21 protein-coding genes are annotated in these 17092 nt (G+C 56.4%); 12 read left to right on the top strand and 9 right to left on the bottom strand.

The genetic code is table 11. From position 1 onward, the window contains the following. Positions 1–39 precede the first annotated feature (39 nt). The 5 genes from pdxS to rplU form a co-directional block, all read right to left on the bottom strand. Positions 40–933 carry a pyridoxal 5'-phosphate synthase lyase subunit PdxS gene (gene pdxS, locus V8247_RS05670; RefSeq protein WP_338736873.1) on the bottom strand — a complete coding sequence of 298 codons (894 nt, stop codon included), beginning with the start codon at positions 931–933 and terminating at the stop codon, positions 40–42. Positions 934–1027: 94 nt separating this feature from the next. Beyond that, the gene (locus V8247_RS05665) at positions 1028–1975 is read right to left on the bottom strand and encodes a DUF1385 domain-containing protein (RefSeq protein ID WP_338736871.1); all 948 of its coding nucleotides are present in this window, start codon (positions 1973–1975) and stop codon (positions 1028–1030) included. Positions 1976–2076: 101 nt separating this feature from the next. Continuing rightward, positions 2077–2286 (bottom strand): 50S ribosomal protein L31, encoded by a 210-nt coding sequence (gene rpmE / locus V8247_RS05660; RefSeq protein WP_338736870.1) that lies wholly within the window; start codon positions 2284–2286, stop codon positions 2077–2079. 6 nt (positions 2287–2292) lie between these two features. Beyond that, the gene (gene rpmA, locus V8247_RS05655) at positions 2293–2547 is read right to left on the bottom strand and encodes a 50S ribosomal protein L27 (protein ID WP_338736869.1); all 255 of its coding nucleotides are present in this window, start codon (positions 2545–2547) and stop codon (positions 2293–2295) included. A 17-nt stretch (positions 2548–2564) separates the two neighbouring features. Then, positions 2565–2885 (bottom strand): 50S ribosomal protein L21, encoded by a 321-nt coding sequence (gene rplU, locus V8247_RS05650; protein ID WP_338739328.1) that lies wholly within the window; start codon positions 2883–2885, stop codon positions 2565–2567. A gap of 122 nt (positions 2886–3007) precedes the next feature. Between rplU and uppS the strand changes: the two genes are divergently transcribed. From uppS to V8247_RS05595, 11 genes are all read left to right on the top strand, one after another. After that, positions 3008–3727: a polyprenyl diphosphate synthase gene (gene uppS / locus V8247_RS05645; protein ID WP_338736868.1), complete on the top strand. Its 720-nt coding sequence runs from the start codon at positions 3008–3010 to the stop codon at positions 3725–3727. Continuing rightward, on the top strand, positions 3724–4515 hold the full coding sequence (locus V8247_RS05640; protein WP_338736867.1) for a phosphatidate cytidylyltransferase: 792 nt from the start codon (positions 3724–3726) through the stop codon (positions 4513–4515). The genes uppS and V8247_RS05640 overlap by 4 nt, the downstream gene beginning before the upstream one ends. 323 nt (positions 4516–4838) lie before the next feature. Further along, entirely contained in the window at positions 4839–6203 is a 1365-nt protein-coding gene (locus V8247_RS05635) for a reductive dehalogenase (protein WP_338736866.1), read from the top strand. 96 nt (positions 6204–6299) lie between these two features. Beyond that, positions 6300–6998, top strand: a complete 699-nt coding sequence (locus V8247_RS05630; protein ID WP_338736865.1) for a YkgJ family cysteine cluster protein — start codon at positions 6300–6302, stop codon at positions 6996–6998. Between the two features lie 16 nt (positions 6999–7014). Continuing rightward, positions 7015–7428 carry a PH domain-containing protein gene (locus tag V8247_RS05625; RefSeq protein ID WP_338736864.1) on the top strand — a complete coding sequence of 138 codons (414 nt, stop codon included), beginning with the start codon at positions 7015–7017 and terminating at the stop codon, positions 7426–7428. Positions 7429–7496: 68 nt separating this feature from the next. Continuing rightward, a complete protein-coding gene (gene dxr / locus V8247_RS05620; RefSeq protein WP_338736863.1) occupies positions 7497–8624 on the top strand; it encodes a 1-deoxy-D-xylulose-5-phosphate reductoisomerase in 1128 nt (375 codons plus the stop codon). After that, the gene (locus V8247_RS05615; RefSeq protein WP_338736862.1) at positions 8625–9671 is read left to right on the top strand and encodes a site-2 protease family protein; all 1047 of its coding nucleotides are present in this window, start codon (positions 8625–8627) and stop codon (positions 9669–9671) included. Positions 9672–9680: 9 nt separating this feature from the next. After that, positions 9681–10082 carry a four helix bundle protein gene (locus V8247_RS05610; RefSeq protein WP_338736861.1) on the top strand — a complete coding sequence of 134 codons (402 nt, stop codon included), beginning with the start codon at positions 9681–9683 and terminating at the stop codon, positions 10080–10082. A 36-nt stretch (positions 10083–10118) separates the two neighbouring features. Then, a complete protein-coding gene (gene ispG, locus V8247_RS05605) occupies positions 10119–11171 on the top strand; it encodes a flavodoxin-dependent (E)-4-hydroxy-3-methylbut-2-enyl-diphosphate synthase (RefSeq protein ID WP_338736860.1) in 1053 nt (350 codons plus the stop codon). A 31-nt stretch (positions 11172–11202) separates the two neighbouring features. Further along, positions 11203–11778, top strand: a complete 576-nt coding sequence (locus V8247_RS05600) for a hypothetical protein (protein WP_338736859.1) — start codon at positions 11203–11205, stop codon at positions 11776–11778. Beyond that, a complete protein-coding gene (locus V8247_RS05595) occupies positions 11778–13475 on the top strand; it encodes a proline--tRNA ligase (protein ID WP_338736858.1) in 1698 nt (565 codons plus the stop codon). Before V8247_RS05600 ends, V8247_RS05595 begins: the two co-directional genes overlap by 1 nt. A gap of 87 nt (positions 13476–13562) precedes the next feature. On the opposite strand, the gene V8247_RS05590 is transcribed toward V8247_RS05595, so the two are convergent. Further along, on the bottom strand, positions 13563–13979 hold the full coding sequence (locus V8247_RS05590; RefSeq protein ID WP_338736857.1) for a DUF6941 family protein: 417 nt from the start codon (positions 13977–13979) through the stop codon (positions 13563–13565). Positions 13980–14072: 93 nt separating this feature from the next. On the opposite strand from V8247_RS05590, the gene V8247_RS05585 reads away from it, so the two are divergent. Further along, positions 14073–14318, top strand: coding sequence for a hypothetical protein (locus V8247_RS05585; protein WP_338736856.1), 246 nt, complete (start codon positions 14073–14075; stop codon positions 14316–14318). Positions 14319–14328: 10 nt separating this feature from the next. On the opposite strand, the gene V8247_RS05580 is transcribed toward V8247_RS05585, so the two are convergent. From V8247_RS05580 to V8247_RS05570, 3 genes are all read right to left on the bottom strand, one after another. Further along, the gene (locus tag V8247_RS05580) at positions 14329–14535 is read right to left on the bottom strand and encodes a hypothetical protein (protein ID WP_338736855.1); all 207 of its coding nucleotides are present in this window, start codon (positions 14533–14535) and stop codon (positions 14329–14331) included. A 518-nt stretch (positions 14536–15053) separates the two neighbouring features. Next, positions 15054–16793, bottom strand: coding sequence for a hypothetical protein (locus V8247_RS05575; protein ID WP_338736854.1), 1740 nt, complete (start codon positions 16791–16793; stop codon positions 15054–15056). Next, positions 16793–17032: a hypothetical protein gene (locus V8247_RS05570; protein ID WP_338736853.1), complete on the bottom strand. Its 240-nt coding sequence runs from the start codon at positions 17030–17032 to the stop codon at positions 16793–16795. The genes V8247_RS05575 and V8247_RS05570 overlap by 1 nt, the downstream gene beginning before the upstream one ends. Between the last annotated feature and the right edge of the window lie 60 nt (positions 17033–17092).

Genomic DNA, 17092 nt, shown 5'->3' with positions numbered 1-17092 from the left:
AAATACTAATAGCTGTCAACGAATGGGGGAAGGAACGGCCTACCAGCCCCTTTTGGCCATCAGCTGGTCGACAGGTATCTGGCCGATTTCCAAACCGTGCATCGCCTCACCCAGGTTTTCTGAAACTTCGGCGATGATAGCCGCATCCTGATAGTGAGTAGTGGCTTTAACCACGGCTTTGGCACGCTTGGACGGGTCCGCCGATTTAAAAATACCGGAGCCGACAAAAACACCCTCAGCTCCGAGTTGCATCATAAGCGCTGCATCAGCCGGGGTTGCAATACCGCCGGCGGCAAAGTTCACGACCGGCAGCTTGCCGGTTTGATGCAACTGCTGAACTAATTCAAATGGTGCATTAAGCTCCTTGGCCAGCGCCGTCAGCTCCTCAGGCGGTGCCGCTACCACTCGCCGAATTCCAGCCTGGACCGCGCGCATATGGCGGACAGCTTCAACTACGTTGCCGGTGCCCGGTTCACCCTTGGTACGAATCATAGCGGCACCTTCGCCGATACGGCGTAATGCCTCTCCAAGTTCGCGACAACCGCAAACAAACGGCACCGTAAAGTCTTTTTTCCACACATGGAACGATTCGTCGGCCGGAGTCAGTACTTCGGATTCATCTATGAAATCCACACCCATGGACTCCAGCACCCGGGCCTCCACAAAATGACCGATACGGCACTTGGCCATGACCGGAATGGTGACCGCTTCCATAATTTGTTTAATGATGGTGGGGTCAGCCATGCGGGCGACCCCGCCGGCCGCCCGGATATCAGAGGGTACGCGCTCCAAAGCCATTACGGCACAAGCACCGGCGTCTTCGGCTATCCTGGCTTGCTCCGGGGTAGTCACATCCATAATGACCCCACCCTTAAGCATTTGCGCCAGGCCGCTTTTTACTTTAAATGTTCCGGTAGTAATTTCTTTTTCCATATCTATGGCCCTTCTTTATCGGTTAGTTTTGGTAAGCTATAATTCTACTATTTTCATAGTATTTATGACAATTTAGGCGGCAAGGTGATGCCCTTCAAGTCAACGGTTCGTCCCCTTGCGGTGCATCATCCGCTGCTGTCTCAACAGGGGTTGGATAAAGTTCTGCGGCCAGAGCTGGATCGTCATCAACCAAAGCACGTTTCAGAGCCGCAATGCCGACCTCCAATTGAGCCAGTTCCGGCTGGCGGGTGGTCATGGACTGTAGCCACATCCCGGGCCGCGTCAGGAAGCGCACCACAGCGTTACCGCCATGACCCGCCGCAAAACGGGTGAACTCATAGCTCAAAGCGGCAATAACCGGCAACAATAAGATTCGGGAAGACACCATCAGCCAGAGCTCCGGCTTACCCAGAAGGCTGAAAACAGCAATGGCGATAACCATCACCGCCAGCAGAAAGCTGGTACCGCAACGAGTATGGGCGGTGGAGAAATCTCGCACCAGCGTTGGCTCCAGCTTAACCCCGTGCTCAAAGGCATTGATTGTCTGATGTTCAGCGCCATGATAGGCAAATACCCGGCGAATATCGGCCATCCGTCCGATAAGTTTCAAATAAATGACGAATAACAGCAACCTGATCAAGCCTTCAACGATATTAAATAGAATAGCCGATTCCAGCCATTGGTCAAATATCCGGGTGACAAACAACGGTGTTAAAAAGAAAATGGCGATTGAGACCACGGTTGATACCCCGACCAGTCCCCACATCATCCAGGGCGAAATTTCTTCAGATTCTTCTTCCAGCGCAACGTCAGCAGAATGCATCAGCGCCTGAATGCCCAGCACCATCGCCTCCAACAGGACAACAATCCCCCGCACAAACGGCAGCTGCCGCAATTTGCCGGTATATATTTTAGGGAGCCGCCTGGACTCTACGACAATGTCACCCTTGGGGCGACGCACCGCAGAAACCAGGGATTTCCGGCCGCGAATCATTACGCCTTCAATAATCGCCTGGCCGCCGTAATAAAATTTTTGTGCCATAATTTACCTAAACTTAAAACACCCTAACAAAGAAGAATAACTGATAACAAAAAGGGGCGGCTTAAAACCGCCCCTTTTTTATTGACCCGTAAAGGGATTATTTACTTATCCTTGAGGCCGTAGCGCTGTTTGAAACGATCAACGCGACCGGCAGTATCCACCATGCGGCGCTCACCGGTATAAAACGGATGACACTTGTTGCAAAGCTCTACTTTGATCTCCGGCTTGGTGGAACCGAGAGTAAAAGCGTTGCCGCAAGAGCAGGTCACCTTGGCTTCCGGGAAATATTTGGGATGCAGTTTTTCTTTCATAATCAGTTAACCAGTCTGAACGCTGGCCATCCTCCTGTTATTGCTGGTAGGTTTGTAGGCCACCACACCGTCAGCTAAAGCAAACAGAGTGTGATCCCGACCGACACCGACGTTTTCGCCGGGTTTAATCGGGGTGCCGCGCTGGCGGACCAGAATGGTACCGGCCAAAACTTTTTCACCGGCATAGCGCTTAACGCCCAGCATCTTGGGTTTTGAATCTCTACCATTACGGCTTGAACCGCCGCCTTTTTTATGAGCCATTTAAAAATTCTCCTTAATTACTTCGCCGGGGCGACGATACTCTCAACCTTGAGCCGGGTAAAAAGAGCCCTACCGCCGGTGCGGGTATGCGCCCGGGTCTTGTTCTTGTAACGCAGACCGCGAACCTTCTCCCCCATACCGTTACCTTCAGCTTTGGCAACCACTTTGGCACCTTCAACCGTAGGTTTACCGGTGGTGATGGCTTCACCGTCAGAAAAAAGTAAAACTCTTTCAAATTCAACGGTACCGCCGGCCTCAACATCAAGGCGGTCAACATCAAAGACCTGACCTTCAGTTACCTTATACTGCTTACCACCAGATTCAACTATTGCGTAAATGACACACCTCCAGAATTAAACAACTTGCCATTATATCAATCCGGATATTTCCATGCAAGTGGAGGGACAGCGGGGCGAAGCCTTGCCCCAACCGCCCAATAAGCCTAAAATAGCTGCATATAATGAACCAAAACAGCAACCGGTCTTTTACCCCGCCCCGCCATGTGGCCATTATCATGGACGGCAACGGCCGTTGGGCGGTTAATAAAGGCCTTGAGCGGCTGGCAGGCCATCAGGCCGGCTTAAAAAATATCCCGGAGGTCATCAATTATCTGACCGACGCCGGGGTCGCCTATATCACCTTATTCAGCTTTTCCACCGAAAACTGGAAAAGGCCGGCCGCAGAAGTCAGCGGTCTACTAAAGCTCCTGGCAGAGGCGCTGGAGGAAACCACCCGGAAACTAGATGAACACAACGTGGTTATCCGCCACCTCGGACGGCTGGACCGATTACCCCCGGGCTTGAAACACGGTATCAACCGGGTAGTGGAAAAAACCCACCAAAATACCGGGGCGGTGGCTGGTTTTGCCTTTGACTACGGCGGCCGAACCGAAATTATTGAAGCCGGCCGTAAGGCTATCCGGCAAGGCATCAAACCCGATGACCTGGATGAGACAACATTCGGCCGTCTGCTGGATTCCGCCGGCATGCCGGACGTGGACCTGGTCATCCGCACCGGGGGCGAACAGCGCCTGTCCAATTTTCTGTTATGGCAATCGGCATATGCCGAGCTGTATTTCACCGATACTCTGTGGCCGGACTTCAATGACCAGGAAATAGAAAAAGCGCTGACCGATTACGCCGGACGGCAGCGGCGTTTCGGGGGGCTGCAACCGCAATGAAGAAACGGGTTATTTCCGGCTGTGTCCTGGCGCTGCTGGCGCTGGCGCTGATCTGGCTTGACGAACCCCTGCCCTGGCTGACAGCCGGAGTCATCTTCTGGGGCGTGATGGCCCTCCGCGAATTTAATCAGGTTGTCGGCCTGACCAAAGCCAAACCGTTTGCGGTCATCGGCACTGTGGGCACCGTGCTATTTATTATCAGCCCGCATTTTGACAACGGCCTGGAACCGTTATTAGCCGCTTTCGTCGCCGGGTCTTTACTTTACCTGCTTAAACCCGGCGACCGTTCGCAAGCATTCATCCGCTGGGCCTGGACGCTGGCCGGGGTCATCTATATCGGCTGGCTGTTGTCATTTATTGTCGCGCTGCGCGGGCTGGACGGCGGCAGGGAATGGGTTTTCTTTGCCCTGGGTGTAACCGCCGCTTCAGATACATTTGCCTACTTCATCGGCCGGGTCTTTGGCAAACACAAAATGGCGCCGTCCATCAGCCCGAACAAAAGCTGGGAGGGTGCGGTCGGTGGTGCTGTATGTGCCGTCATCATGGCCTTAATTCTCAAAGCGGTGTTTGACCTGCCGGCCAGCTATTTGGAACTCGGACTGCTCGGCCTGGCGGCCAGCGCGGTCGGTCAGGCTGGCGATCTGGTAGAATCGTTGTTCAAACGCAACATGGCCATCAAGGACTCCGGCAACAGTATCCCCGGCCACGGCGGTTTTATGGATCGGATGGACTCGGTGGTCTTCGCCGCCGTGCTGGTCTATTATTACGTTATCATCTTCATCCAATAAGATAATACCCTTGGTACGACAGCTATTCCAACCTGATTTGGTTGATGCCGGCTGCCTGGTATTCTTATTATTCACTTTTCGGTAACTTAATTCTTATTATATATACGCCAAATGGCGTATTGACTTCACAACGCCTCAGCCGCATAATATTTGCGGCTTGGTGACTATTTGTTACCGCTATGTTTATGTCGCCACATTACCAGCCAGACACAGCAAAGGAGGTATTGTCTTCACCAGGGACCTTCGGGAGAGACCGGATGACCGCGGCAAAGACCGCAAACCAAATTTCAAACCCAAATCATTAATAGTGAGGAGTATATTTTATGCCTAGATTTCATGCCACAATATCACGCCGCGACTTCATGAAAGGTCTCGGCCTGACCGGCGCCACCCTCGGCGCCGCCGGACTGGTCGCCCCCCAGTTCCACGACCTGGACGAGGTTATGGCCGCGTCCACCACAGAATGGAAAAAACCCTGGTGGGTCAAGGACCGCGATTTTGAAAACCCCACCATGGAAATTGACTGGGACGTTCTCACCCGGTTTGACCGCTCCGGTAAATTCGGCGCCGGCAAATCCGCCGAATGGGACAACGGTGTTCAGGAAATGTACGCCATGGTTGACGGAATGTACGGCACCCGCGATACCGCCGAACTCAACAAGAAATGGGCCCAGGAAAAGGTTGCAGGTATGACACTGCGCGACCAAGGCTTGAAAAACGCAACTGCTTCAATAAACAACGGCGCCCGCTCCGGCTATACCGGCCTTGGGCCGGATGACCTGGGTGTTGCCAAGTGGCAGGGCACTCCGGAAGAGAACCTGCATATGATGCGCGTCGCCTCCCGTTTCTTCGGCTCTATCTCTCAGGGTGTCTGGGAACTCAATAGCAAGACTGAAAGGGCCATGTGGGCTGAACTGAACCTGCCTACCGATACACGGAATGCATTCGTGCTGGCTGTTCGTCATCCGCAACTAGCCATGCGCACTGCCCCCGGCATGGTTACCAACCCCTACGGCTATATCCTATCCACCAACGCCATGGCCCAGACTCAGCAGTTCGTCAAGAACATGGGCTATAAGGTCAACAACCTCTCCTGCGGCGCCGGGGTCAACACATTGCTGTCCGGTATCGGCGAAATCTCCCGCACCGGCATCAACTGCATCATGCCGCAGCACGGCAACGTCCTGCGACGTTCAGACTCATTCCTGACCGACTTTGACCTGGCGCCCACACCACCCATTGACGCCGGTATCTCCCGCTTCTGCAAGACCTGCAAGAAGTGCGCCGACACCTGCGTCCCCCAGGCTATCTCCTTCGCGGATGAGCCGTCATGGGAGGTCGGCCAGCCCTATCTGGTGACCGGTATCAAACATTACGACTTCCTTTACCCCAAGTGCAACACCTACAAGTCCAACTGGGCACCGGGTTACTGCGGCGTCTGTCTGGCCAACTGCCCATTCACTTCCATCCTCAACGATGGCGGCATGATCCACACCGTTATCAAGAGTGTCTCTTCAACCACGCCGTTATTCAACGGCTTCTTCCGCAATATGGACGACTTCATGGGTTACGGCCAGAACCGCGGCGGTGTAGACGCGCATTCCAGAGATAATTATGTTGATCAGTTCTGGGGCACCGTCGGGCCGGAATTCGGTTTCCTGACCCACACGGGTTACTATCCCCACTAGTTTACAAACCCGGTTATGATACGAACGGCGGGCAAATGCCCGCCGTTCGTTCGTCTCCAGTAGCCCCCTGACGGACTTGAATGGTAAAATACCATCATGGATACGAACGATAACCCGTCTGCCGGCGCAGGTAGCCCGGCGGGCGAACCGGAACTACTGACCCGCGAAATTCTGGAAGACCGATGGGACCGGGCGCTGGCAGAACACGGCACCAGCCGTATCATCGGGGTTAATCTGCCGGCTTTCAATCGCCAGACCGCCAGCCCGGCGGAATGGTCGTTGATGTCTTTCCTGCCTCTATACCTGGTGTCCAGTTTCCTGAAATGCCAGCAGTGCGGTCAGTGCTGCCGGCCGAACGAAAGGCATTGGGACCGCGGCGTAGTATTATCCCGGGACGAAATCTTGACGCTTAAAAGCTATTACCGGCTGGAAAAACGGGCCGGCAAGACCTACTTGAAATACCCCTGCCCTGCCTTGAGCGGCAGTAAATGTACCCGTTACAAGATGCGGCCTTTCGGTTGCCGGCTATTCCCGTTCAACATCACCCGTAATCCGGATACCGGTGACGAAGAAGGCATAGGCCTGCTGATGCACTGTCCCGCCGCCCGGGAGTTTTATGTCACCGTCAACCTGTTCATGCAGGATTTCTACGCTCATCTGGAAAAATGTCGGCTGGCCGGCAAACCGCGCTTTGACCTGAAAGATCTGGATCTGATACGAGCCAATTATGAATCCAGAACCATCCATCCGGACGATCTGGCTTACATGAAGGCCAAGGCCAAATCACCATTTTAACAAAAGGAACTTTCAGATGATGCGCTACCCATCAGGTAAAAGTACCGGATTCAGCGTTCTGCTCTGGGGAGTGGTGGCTATTCTAAGCGTGTCAGTGGTTATCAGTCCTTCCGAAATGCGGGCGTTTATTGTGCCGGCAAGTCTGCTGGGTATCGCCTTAATACTGTGGGTCTGGTTCGGGACTTATTACGAATTCCATGACAGATACCTGCTGGCACGGATGGGGCCGTTCTTTGAACGTATTCCTTATGGGCGCATCACTTCAGCGAAGCCCTTCAAAAGCCTGGCTTCTTCAATGGCCTTATCCAGCGATATGATTGAAATCCGGCATGGCAAGCACTACTTTTCCGGCACGACTTATATATCTCCGGCAAACCGCGAGTCTTTTCTGGCTGAACTAAAGTCACGATGTCCTAACCTTCAAAACTAAGGCCTTTCCGGTACATCTCCCCTTCTTCCGATTAGCCCCGGAACCCCCTTTTACGGTACTATTATGTAATGAATTCTCCGCTTAATCTGGCTGTTCTGGGCAGCACCGGCAGTATCGGACGGCAAACACTTGACGTTATCAGGCAGTTTCCCGACCGACTGCGAGTAAAAGCCATGGCCGCCGGGAACAACCTGCCGGAGTTCCAGCAGCAGGTGTCCGAATTTAAACCGGAATATGTTTCCTGTCTCAACCCAGACTTCCAACCCGGCAACCTGAAATGCCTGTCACCGGTAGAAATGGCAGCACACCCTGTTATAGATATTGTCGTCATCGCACTGCCGGGCGGCGCCGGTTTAGCCCCGGCACTGGCGGCAGCCCGGGCCGGCAAAATCATCGCCTTGTCCAATAAAGAATGCCTGGTGGCCGCCGGCGACCTGATCATGGCGGAAGCCAAAAAGTACGGCGCTCAGATTCGCCCGGTGGATTCCGAACATTCAGCCATCTGGCAGTGTCTGGTGGGCGAGACGTCGCCGCCGGAGAAACTGCTCCTGACCGCCTCCGGCGGCCCGTTCCGCACCTTCACTTTGGACCAGATTGCGGCGGTAACTCCGGAACAGGCGCTGGCTCACCCTTCCTGGAAAATGGGCCGGAAAGTGACCATTGACTCCGCCACCCTACTCAACAAGGGACTGGAAGTCATTGAAGCTCACCGGCTGTACGGACTGGATTACGACCGTATTGAGGTGGTCATCCACCCGCAAAGCATCGTGCATTCCATGGTAGAGTTCGCCGATGGCGCCATCAAGGCCCAGCTTTCGCCGCCGGATATGCGCCTGCCCATCCAATACGCCTTTTCTTATCCGGAGCGCTGGGGTAACGATAATCTGCCGCGGGCTGACTGGTCAAAAATCAGTCAGCTGGATTTCGCCCCGCCGGATTACCAACGCTTTCCCTGCCTGAAACTGGCTATTGAAGCCGGTAAAAAAGGTAATACCTACCCGGCAGTGCTGGCCGCTGCCGGTGAAGAAGCGGTCAACCGGTTCCTGGCCGGACGGATAGGGTTCGGGGATATCGCCCGCCTGATCCAACAGTCTCTTGAGGAACATAACCCGACGGGAACCCCGTCGTTAGATAGTATAGCCGCAGCGGAACACTGGGCGCGGCAAAAAGTTACCGAGCTGACAAGGAGTCTTTAATTGCTGTTCACATTATTAGCTTTCATCCTGGTGCTGGGTGTCCTGGTGCTGGCCCACGAGGCGGGGCACTTTTTCACCGCCAAGGCGTTCGGGGTCAAGGTCAACGAATTCGGCGTCGGTTACCCGCCGCGCCTCTTCGCCGTCAAACGGGGTGAGACCGAATACTCCGTCAACCTGCTGCCGCTGGGCGGCTTCGTCAAGCTGTCCGGTGAGGAAGACCCCGAAGCGCCGGACTCACTGGCATCCAAAAGCCACGCCAAGCGGATAACGGTACTGGCTTCCGGGGCTGTCATCAACGCCCTGCTGCCGCTCATCCTGCTGACCGGGGCCTTTCTTATCCCTCACGATGTCGCCCGGGGCGCCATTGAGGTGGTAGAGGTCGCCCCGGATTCACCCGCCGCGGCGGCGGGCATTGTGGCGGGAGATACGGTAATCAGCTTCGCCGGCCGGGAACTGGACAACAACGCCGTTCTGGGCCGCGTCATCTTCATGAACCTGGGTGAAGCCTCGGAGATGGTTATTCGCCATGCCGACGGCACTACTTCAATAGTGACGGTCACCCCGCGCTGGGAACCGCCGGCTGACCAGGGCGCGGTCGGCCTGCAAACTACCACCAAAGACGTGGTGATTGAACGGGAAAGCGTACCGTTCTTCCAGGCTATTGGCCGGGGTTTCAATGAAAGCGTTGACCTGCTGGTGCTATTCAAGAACAGTATTCTGTCCATGATTGCCGGCACCGCCGAGGGCGGGGTGGCCGGGCCGGTGGGTATCGCCACCATTGTCGGTGACGTTGCACGGGCCGGACTGTCGCCGTTGCTGGAATTCACCGCGCTGCTGTCACTTAATTTGGCTATCCTGAACCTGTTGCCGATTCCGGCGCTGGACGGCGGCCGCATCGCCTTCGTGGTGGTGGAGTGGGCGCGCCGCGGCAAGCGGATTGACCCGCAAACGGAAGGCAAAATCCACTTTATCGGGTTCGCCTTCCTGATTTCGCTCATCATCCTGGTTACGTTTAACGATATAATGAGAATCGTGGGCAACGGGTAAATACTACCAATGTCAAATGCCACAAATACTACCAATAATTCAATAACTGACAAACCAACTTATGATATTCATGAAAGGATATACCAGTTCATACTACGAACGATTAAACTCGTAGATACACTGCCAAAGACAACTTCTAATGCCATAATAAGTAATCAGCTATTAAGGTGCGTCACGTCTATCGGAGCTAATGACCAGGAGGCCGATGGAAGCCTGACCAAAAAGGATTTTATTCACTGTTACTCAATAGTCAGGAAAGAGGCCAAAGAAACCACTTTCTGGTTAAGATTGATCGGCGATACCAATGATAATCTGGCTCATAAAATGGGACCGATAATCCAGGAAGGCCATGAAATAACCGCAATTATCAGCACGATCATCAACCATACCAGAATCAGCCCTCCAAAATAATAATTTGAGATTAGAAATCAGCAGGATTTACTTGTTATGACTCTGATAAAAGGCCGGGAAAGCAACGCCATCACCATCGGCGGGGTGACCGTCGGGGGAGGGGCGGCGGTTACCGTCCAGTCCATGACCAAGACCGACACCCGTGATGTGGCCGACACCGTCGCCCAGATTCGGCAACTGGCTGACGCCGGATGCGAGATCATCCGTTGCGGCGTGCCGGATGCCGCGGCTGCCGAGGCACTGCGCGACATCAAGCGGCAAAGCCCCATCCCGGTTATCGCTGATATCCACTTTGACTACCGGCTGGCGCTGACCGCCATTGCTGCCGGAGTAGACGGCCTGCGCATCAACCCCGGCAACATCGGCGATAACGACCGGGTGAAGCAGGTGGTGCTGGCAGCCAAAGAACGGCAGGTACCAATCCGCATCGGCGTCAACGGCGGCTCATTACCGCCTGAATTTGAACCGGACCAGCCGCTGCACCGGCGGATGGTGGACTCCGCACTTGCTCAGGTCAGACTGCTGGAAAGCCTGGATTTTGACCTGATTAAGATTTCCCTCAAGGCCTTTGACGTGCCGGAGACAGTGGCGGCTTACAGGTTAATCGCCGCCCTGGTACCCTACCCGCTGCACCTGGGCATGACCGAAGCCGGTACCGCCCGCACCGGCATTATCCGGTCCGCCGTCGGTATCGGCACGCTGCTGGCCGAGGGCATCGGCGATACCATCCGGGTGTCGCTGTCGGCGCCGCCCGTGGAAGAAGTCCGCGCCGGGTATGAGATATTGAAAAGCCTTGATCTCCGGCAGCACGGCCCGGTGCTGGTCAGCTGCCCCTCCTGCGGCCGGACTGAGGTGAACATCGTCAGTCTGGCAGAGCAGGTGGCCGCAGCGCTGGAGACCGTTACCAAGCCCATCAAGGTAGCCGTCATGGGCTGTGCGGTCAACGGCCCCGGCGAAGCGGCCGACGCCGATGTCGGCATCGCCTGCGGTAAAGGCCAGGGCATCCTGTTCCGCCGCGGCGAGAAGGTTCGGGTAGTAACCGAAGCCGAATTTCTGAGCGCGCTTTTAAAAGAAGTTGAAAACTTCTAGAATATAGCCACCCAACAGTCTGGAGGGCATCATGGACGCAACTTTCTGGCAGGCACTGAGCGCCATCTCCGTTATTATTCTGGCCATCGGGTTTTTCTTTGCCATCAACAAGTATCTCCAGTTCCGGCGCCGCGATGACGCCAAACTGGCGCTGGATTTTTTCCGGGATTTCCGCAGCGACGATTTCAAAGCGGTCATCCGCAGCATCTACGGGGTGAAACATGACGCCTGGAATACCCTGGCTGACTACCAGCGGGTGCGTATTGACCACCTGGTGGACTGGTTTAACCTGCTGGGCGCGGTCACCCGCAACCGGGAGATTAACGAGAACCTGGCCATTGAGACGCTGGGCGGCCCCACCGCCATCCGCTGCTGGTACCGGCTGCTGCCCTACCTGCGGCAGGAAACCGAGCGCCGGGGATTTTTCTGCGATGATTTTGAGGATTTTACCCGCCGCTCACTCAGCCATTTCAAACACCGCGGTATCCCCATCTGGTTCAGCTGGGGCGAAGAAAAGGTAGAGCTGGTGGAACACCTGCAGCAACCGGAGCTGAAACCGCGCACCATTGAGGAAATACGTTTCCAAGAAAAAAACAGAGGTAATTAATGAGACTTTCCCTGCTTTTCGGCAAGACCCAGCGTGAGATTCCCGGCGAGGCGGAGACCGTCAGCCACCGGCTGCTGCTGCGCGCCGGTATGATCAACCAGTTGACCGCCGGGGTCTATACCTACATGCCGCTGGCATGGCGCTCGGTGCGCAAGATCATGGACATCATCCGTGATGAGATGGACGCCGCCGGCAGTCAGGAGATTGCCATGCCGGTGCTCCAGCCGATTGAGCTGTGGGAGAAATCCGGCCGCGGTGCTGCCTTCGGGGACAACCTGTTCCGGCTGGAAGACCGCAAGGAACGGACGCTGGCTCTGGGGCCCACCCATGAAGAGGTGGTCACCGACCTGGCTTCCCATTACATCCAATCCTACCGCGACCTGCCGCAGCGGCTGTACCAGATTCAGACCAAGCTGCGCGACGAGCCCCGCCCCCGTGGCGGCCTGATACGGGTTCGCGAGTTCATCATGAAAGATATGTACTCCTTTGACGCCGATGAGGCCGGCCTGGAGGTCAGCTATCAGTTAATGGTGCAAGCCTACAAAAATATCTACCGGCGTTGCGGCCTGAAGGCCATGGCCATTGAGGCCGATTCCGGGGCTATCGGCGGCAAGGCCTCGCACGAGTTCATGGTGCTGGCCGAGTCCGGTGAGGACGAGGTCATCTTCTGCTCCGGCTGCGGCTACGCCGCTAATAAGGAAAAAGCCGTCTTCAACAAAGGCAGCGTGGCGACTGAGGAAGCCCGGCCGACCGAAGAGGTCGCCACGCCCGGCAAGGAAGCCATTGAAGACGTAGCCGCCTTCCTGGGGATGGCCGAGGCCCAGATGCTCAAATGCGTCTTTTACGTTGCCGACGGCGAGTTTATCATCGCCGTCGTCCGCGGCGACCTGGAGATTAACGAAGTCAAGCTCAAAAACACACTCAAGGCCGCCGACCTGCGGCTGGCCGTGGCTGAGGAAGTTAAAGCCGCCGGTCTGGTAGCCGGTTCAGCCTCACCGGTCGGCTTCTCCGGCAAGGTAATCGCGGACGATTCGGTGGTTGAAGGCTATAACTATGTCGGCGGAGCTAACGTCACCGGCCGGCATATGCGAAACCTCAACCTGGGCCGGGATTTCACCCCATACAAGACCGCTGATATCGCCTCGGCGGCCGTCGGTAAGACCTGTGCCCGCTGCGGCGGCACGCTGGACGCCACCCGCGGCATTGAGGTGGGACACGTCTTCAAGCTGGGTACCTTCCTGGCGGAAACCTTCGGCGCCGTCTATACCGATGCCGAGGGCAACCAGAAACCCTGCATCATGGGCTGCTATGGTATCGGCGTCGGGCGGCTGCTGGCGGCCGCCATAGAGCAGAACCACGACGACAAGGGCATCATCTGGCCGCTGCCCATCGCCCCCTACCAGGTGCATCTGGTGGGACTGGGACTGGACAATGAAGCGGTCAAAGCCCAGGCGGAAAAGCTGTACGCCGACCTGACCGCTTCAGGTATTGAGGTGCTGTATGATGACCGGGCGGAATCACCCGGGGTCAAGTTCAACGACGCCGACCTGCTGGGCATGCCGCTGCGGCTGACCATCAGCCCCCGCTCTCTGGACAAGGGCGGCGTGGAGGTTAAGCGGCGCAGTGAGAAGGCGTTTGAGCTGGTGTCGGTTGAAGGTGTAATGGCGGCGGTAAAAGCCGCGATGACAGCGCAATAAAGTCCGTTCAACCGGCTATCAATTAAAGATTTATCAGTCCGGTATTGAATTTCAATACCGGGTTACAGTGGGTCGTGACACATAACGTCACCCCATCTCGGCGGCGTCAATAAAGGTCTGGCCCAGGAAAGCACCGTTGACCCAGATCTGGAAGTCGTAGCGGCCGGCGGCGGTTATCGGCAGCGGCGGGAATTGCAGATTCAGTTCCACCGTACCCAGCTTGTCTTTTGAATTAAATTTACCTTTGGCCTCGGCCAGCTTTTCTCCAGTGCCGGCATAGACGTACCGGGCCTGGAATTCATATTCGCCTTCAGCCTCAGTCAGCTTGGCGTAGAGCGACACCGGCCGCTTGGCGGGAAACTTATTGACATGAACCCGGTCAAAGATGCCGATGAGCGATATTTTACCGCTGGTCGGGTCCTTGACCGCCACGTCGCACACCAGCGCGGCGATGAGTACCGGTTTGCCCTGACCCGTTTTTGCTTCTTCCTGTTGTTCATCCATACGGCCATTGTAGGAGTGGCCCAGCGGGCTGTCAATAAATTTATCTTGACTTAAGCCCGACGGAGTCTATAATCCTCCTTAGGAAGGTGGATGATGGCTGACTATGAATTTTCCGATGCAGTGAAGCTGCACGCCTACCAGAACGCCGGGGCGCATTGCGAATGCACCGCCGATTGCAAGGAACACCCCAACGACCGCTGTAAGGTCTATTTCTGGCGCTACACCGAGGCGCATTACTACCCCATCAATCCCGATGCCCCGCTGGATATGCACAACTGCCGCATGCTGTGCCTGCGCTGCCGCCGCAATCTGGAGGCCACCGCGCCGCCGGTTTCGTAACGTCTGAAGGCTACCACACGGCGATGATGACGGCCTCGGCGGCCCGGTAGCGGTCAAAGAACAGAACGGCCAGACTGCGGCCCGGGATCATTTCGGCGGCGGGGATGTTTTTTGCCACGGTGACGCCCTCAAGATAAGACTGGGCAGAGCCTTCCGGTTTGATGACGGCGGTATAGGTTGCGGGGTTGAAGGTTATTAGTTGGGCTTGGGAGATCATGAGGCAAATCCTAATATCAAATTTCTAAATCCTAAACCTGACGAGCTTTCAGCATTCAGCATTCAGCTTTCAGCTTTTACCGGGCGGGCGAGGCATGCCTCGCCCCTACGGAAATTCTAATATCTAAATTCAAATATTAAAGGACCAAAACAGGAACCGAGATTGCTTCGCTGCGGCTCGCAATGACGCGGCGGGGACGAGCTATCAGCTATTTTGTTCACAGTAGACAGTTGGCAGTTTTCAGTAACCAGGGATGTGGATCCCCGGCTTTCGCCGAGGATGACAGGCCCGCTGTGCGGGAAATCCCAAGCTCCAAGCACCAAATAACAAACAAATTCAAATGTCCAAGTTTATAAATTCAAAACGAGTACCGAGGATGGCAGGCTGTTCTTGTAAGATTGCCGCGTCGCTGCGCTCCTCGCAAAGACGGTAAAATACTACAAATACTACCAATACTACCAATTTCCAATATTTGAATGAGAATAGCGAGACTGCTTCGTCAAGGGTGGCGAAGGTGATTAGCCGTCCTCAGATAACTGCAAGACCATAATGTATTTTCCTTTATCTGCGCGGTAGTCCAGATTGATTCCGGTTACCCGGTAAGCGGTACCGTCTACGATTACTGTGTCAAATAACTGCTGGGGGCAGTTGGGTGGTACGGTGATTTCACCGCGCGTGCTGCCGCCCGCCGCCAGGCGGCGGCGGAAGATAGTGTGTTCAGTGCCGTATTCATAAACCGCCGGAGCGCCGGGTTCCGGGTTCAGCAGAAACGCGGTATCACCCTCTATAAACAGCCGGTCCGGCACCCCGGATAGCAGGCGTTTAACGGCGGCCAGGCCGTCGCCGCCGGGGTTAATCATAAAGTCCGGATACTGCCCGGTGACCGCCGCCGAGGCGGACAGCACCTCCAGCCTGATCCCTACCTGCCCCAGGAGCCACGCCAGGATATCCCGGATATTATGGCCGGCGTTCCAGCGCAATTGATTCCTGGTTTGCCAGTTACTAAGGGCCGCCCAGTTGTCTTCGGCGGTAATGGCCAGCAGGGCTTCACCCGGCGCGCGGCGGAGTTCCACAGCGGCAATGGTGAAAGTCAGCCCGCTGCTGACCTCGGCACCGGCAGATGTTATGTAACCCGGACTGAACGCCAGGGTGTCGCCGATGCCGAAGGCCGGGGCATCGTACCTGCCGGCGGCGTTATCCAGCGCCAACTGCAAACGGCCGGTAAATGGCTGAAGGGCCAGCACCGCCGATTTGATGTCTGCGGAGACATCAAGACCGGCAGGATCAATCACCGCCCGCCATACCTGGTCGGCCGAAACCAGCCACACCGCGTTTTCCCGCTGGAGAATGGTGAAACCATATTCGGCGGTCATCGGCAGCGATTCCGGTGCCGTCCACAGCCCCGCGTCAAACGGCGCGCCCGGCACCCCGGCGGTCAGGTAGACGCGGTGGTAAGGTTCCTCCCCGCTGAATTTTTGTTCTACCCAGGCGCAGCGGCGGCTGTCCGGCCCGGCCAGCGAGGCGTTACGAAACTCATAGCCTTCGCCCACGGGGGAAGCAGCGATTTCAAATAGCTCGCCCCAGAGACCGCCGGCATAAGTCAGCGTCCACAGCCGGTAATCACCACCTGCCGTCCGGCCGGTCAGCGCCAGGCGAAACCCGGCATCATACACACCGGACAAGCCGGTCAGGACACCGGTGGCCTTATCCCAGGGCAGGCGCGGCTGCCAGATATCTCCAAGACGCGGCTTGACGTACAGGGTGGTCTGGTCGGTGAAGAAGACGGTCAGATTGTCGTCGGCGTCGTAAACCGCTGTCAGACCGCCCACGGCAGTGGTGGGGGCATAGTCAATCAGCTCCGGACTGCTGCTCCAGGTTAAGCCGTCGTCAGCGCTGGTAATGCGGCGGATGCCACGGTCGGTGCCCAGCCACAGGATAGAGGCCTCGGCGACACCGGCAGCCGCGGCGACGTTGACCGCACCCGACTGACCGGTATTGACCCACTGGCTGAAATCGGCGTCAAAGCCCGGCGCGGCAGTACGCCGGCGGTAGAGCCGGCCGGAATCAGCGGGCGGAGTGATGCGGGCGCTGATCAGGCTGCCGCCGGTGGTAAAGACCGCGGCGTGCCGGTAATCAGTTTCCGACCCGGCATATATGGATTGCCACTCCAGCCGACGGCGGGTGATAACGGCCCTGAGATGCGGCTCGCGCGACGGCGCACGCTGGGCGGCGGCGAGGGTTGCGGACAACGGGCGCATTATTCGCCCTGCTGTCCGGGCACATATTCGGTGCCCCAGAAGACGTGGCCAGCGACGTAGCCCAGGTTAAAGGCCACCAGCAGCACCAGCATGTGGTCATAGCCGCGGTGCCCCAGCCAGTAGCCGGTTAAGAGCAGGCCGATGATCCACAGCCATTCAAAGCGGTGCCACAGGTCACGGATGATGTAGGTCCAGGGGCGGCCGCCGAGGCGGGACCAGAGAAGTTTGTATGGGTTCAATTTGTTTCCTTTCGACGAGCTTTCAGCTATCAGCCTTCAGCTTTTTAGTTTACAGTTGAC

The sequence above is a fragment of the Dehalogenimonas sp. W genome, from assembly GCF_037094495.1.
In the GTDB taxonomy this organism is placed as follows: domain Bacteria; phylum Chloroflexota; class Dehalococcoidia; order Dehalococcoidales; family Dehalococcoidaceae; genus Dehalogenimonas; species Dehalogenimonas loeffleri.
The sequence above is the reverse complement of the archived record's forward strand: the minus strand, read 5'-3'. Positions and strand labels throughout refer to the sequence as shown.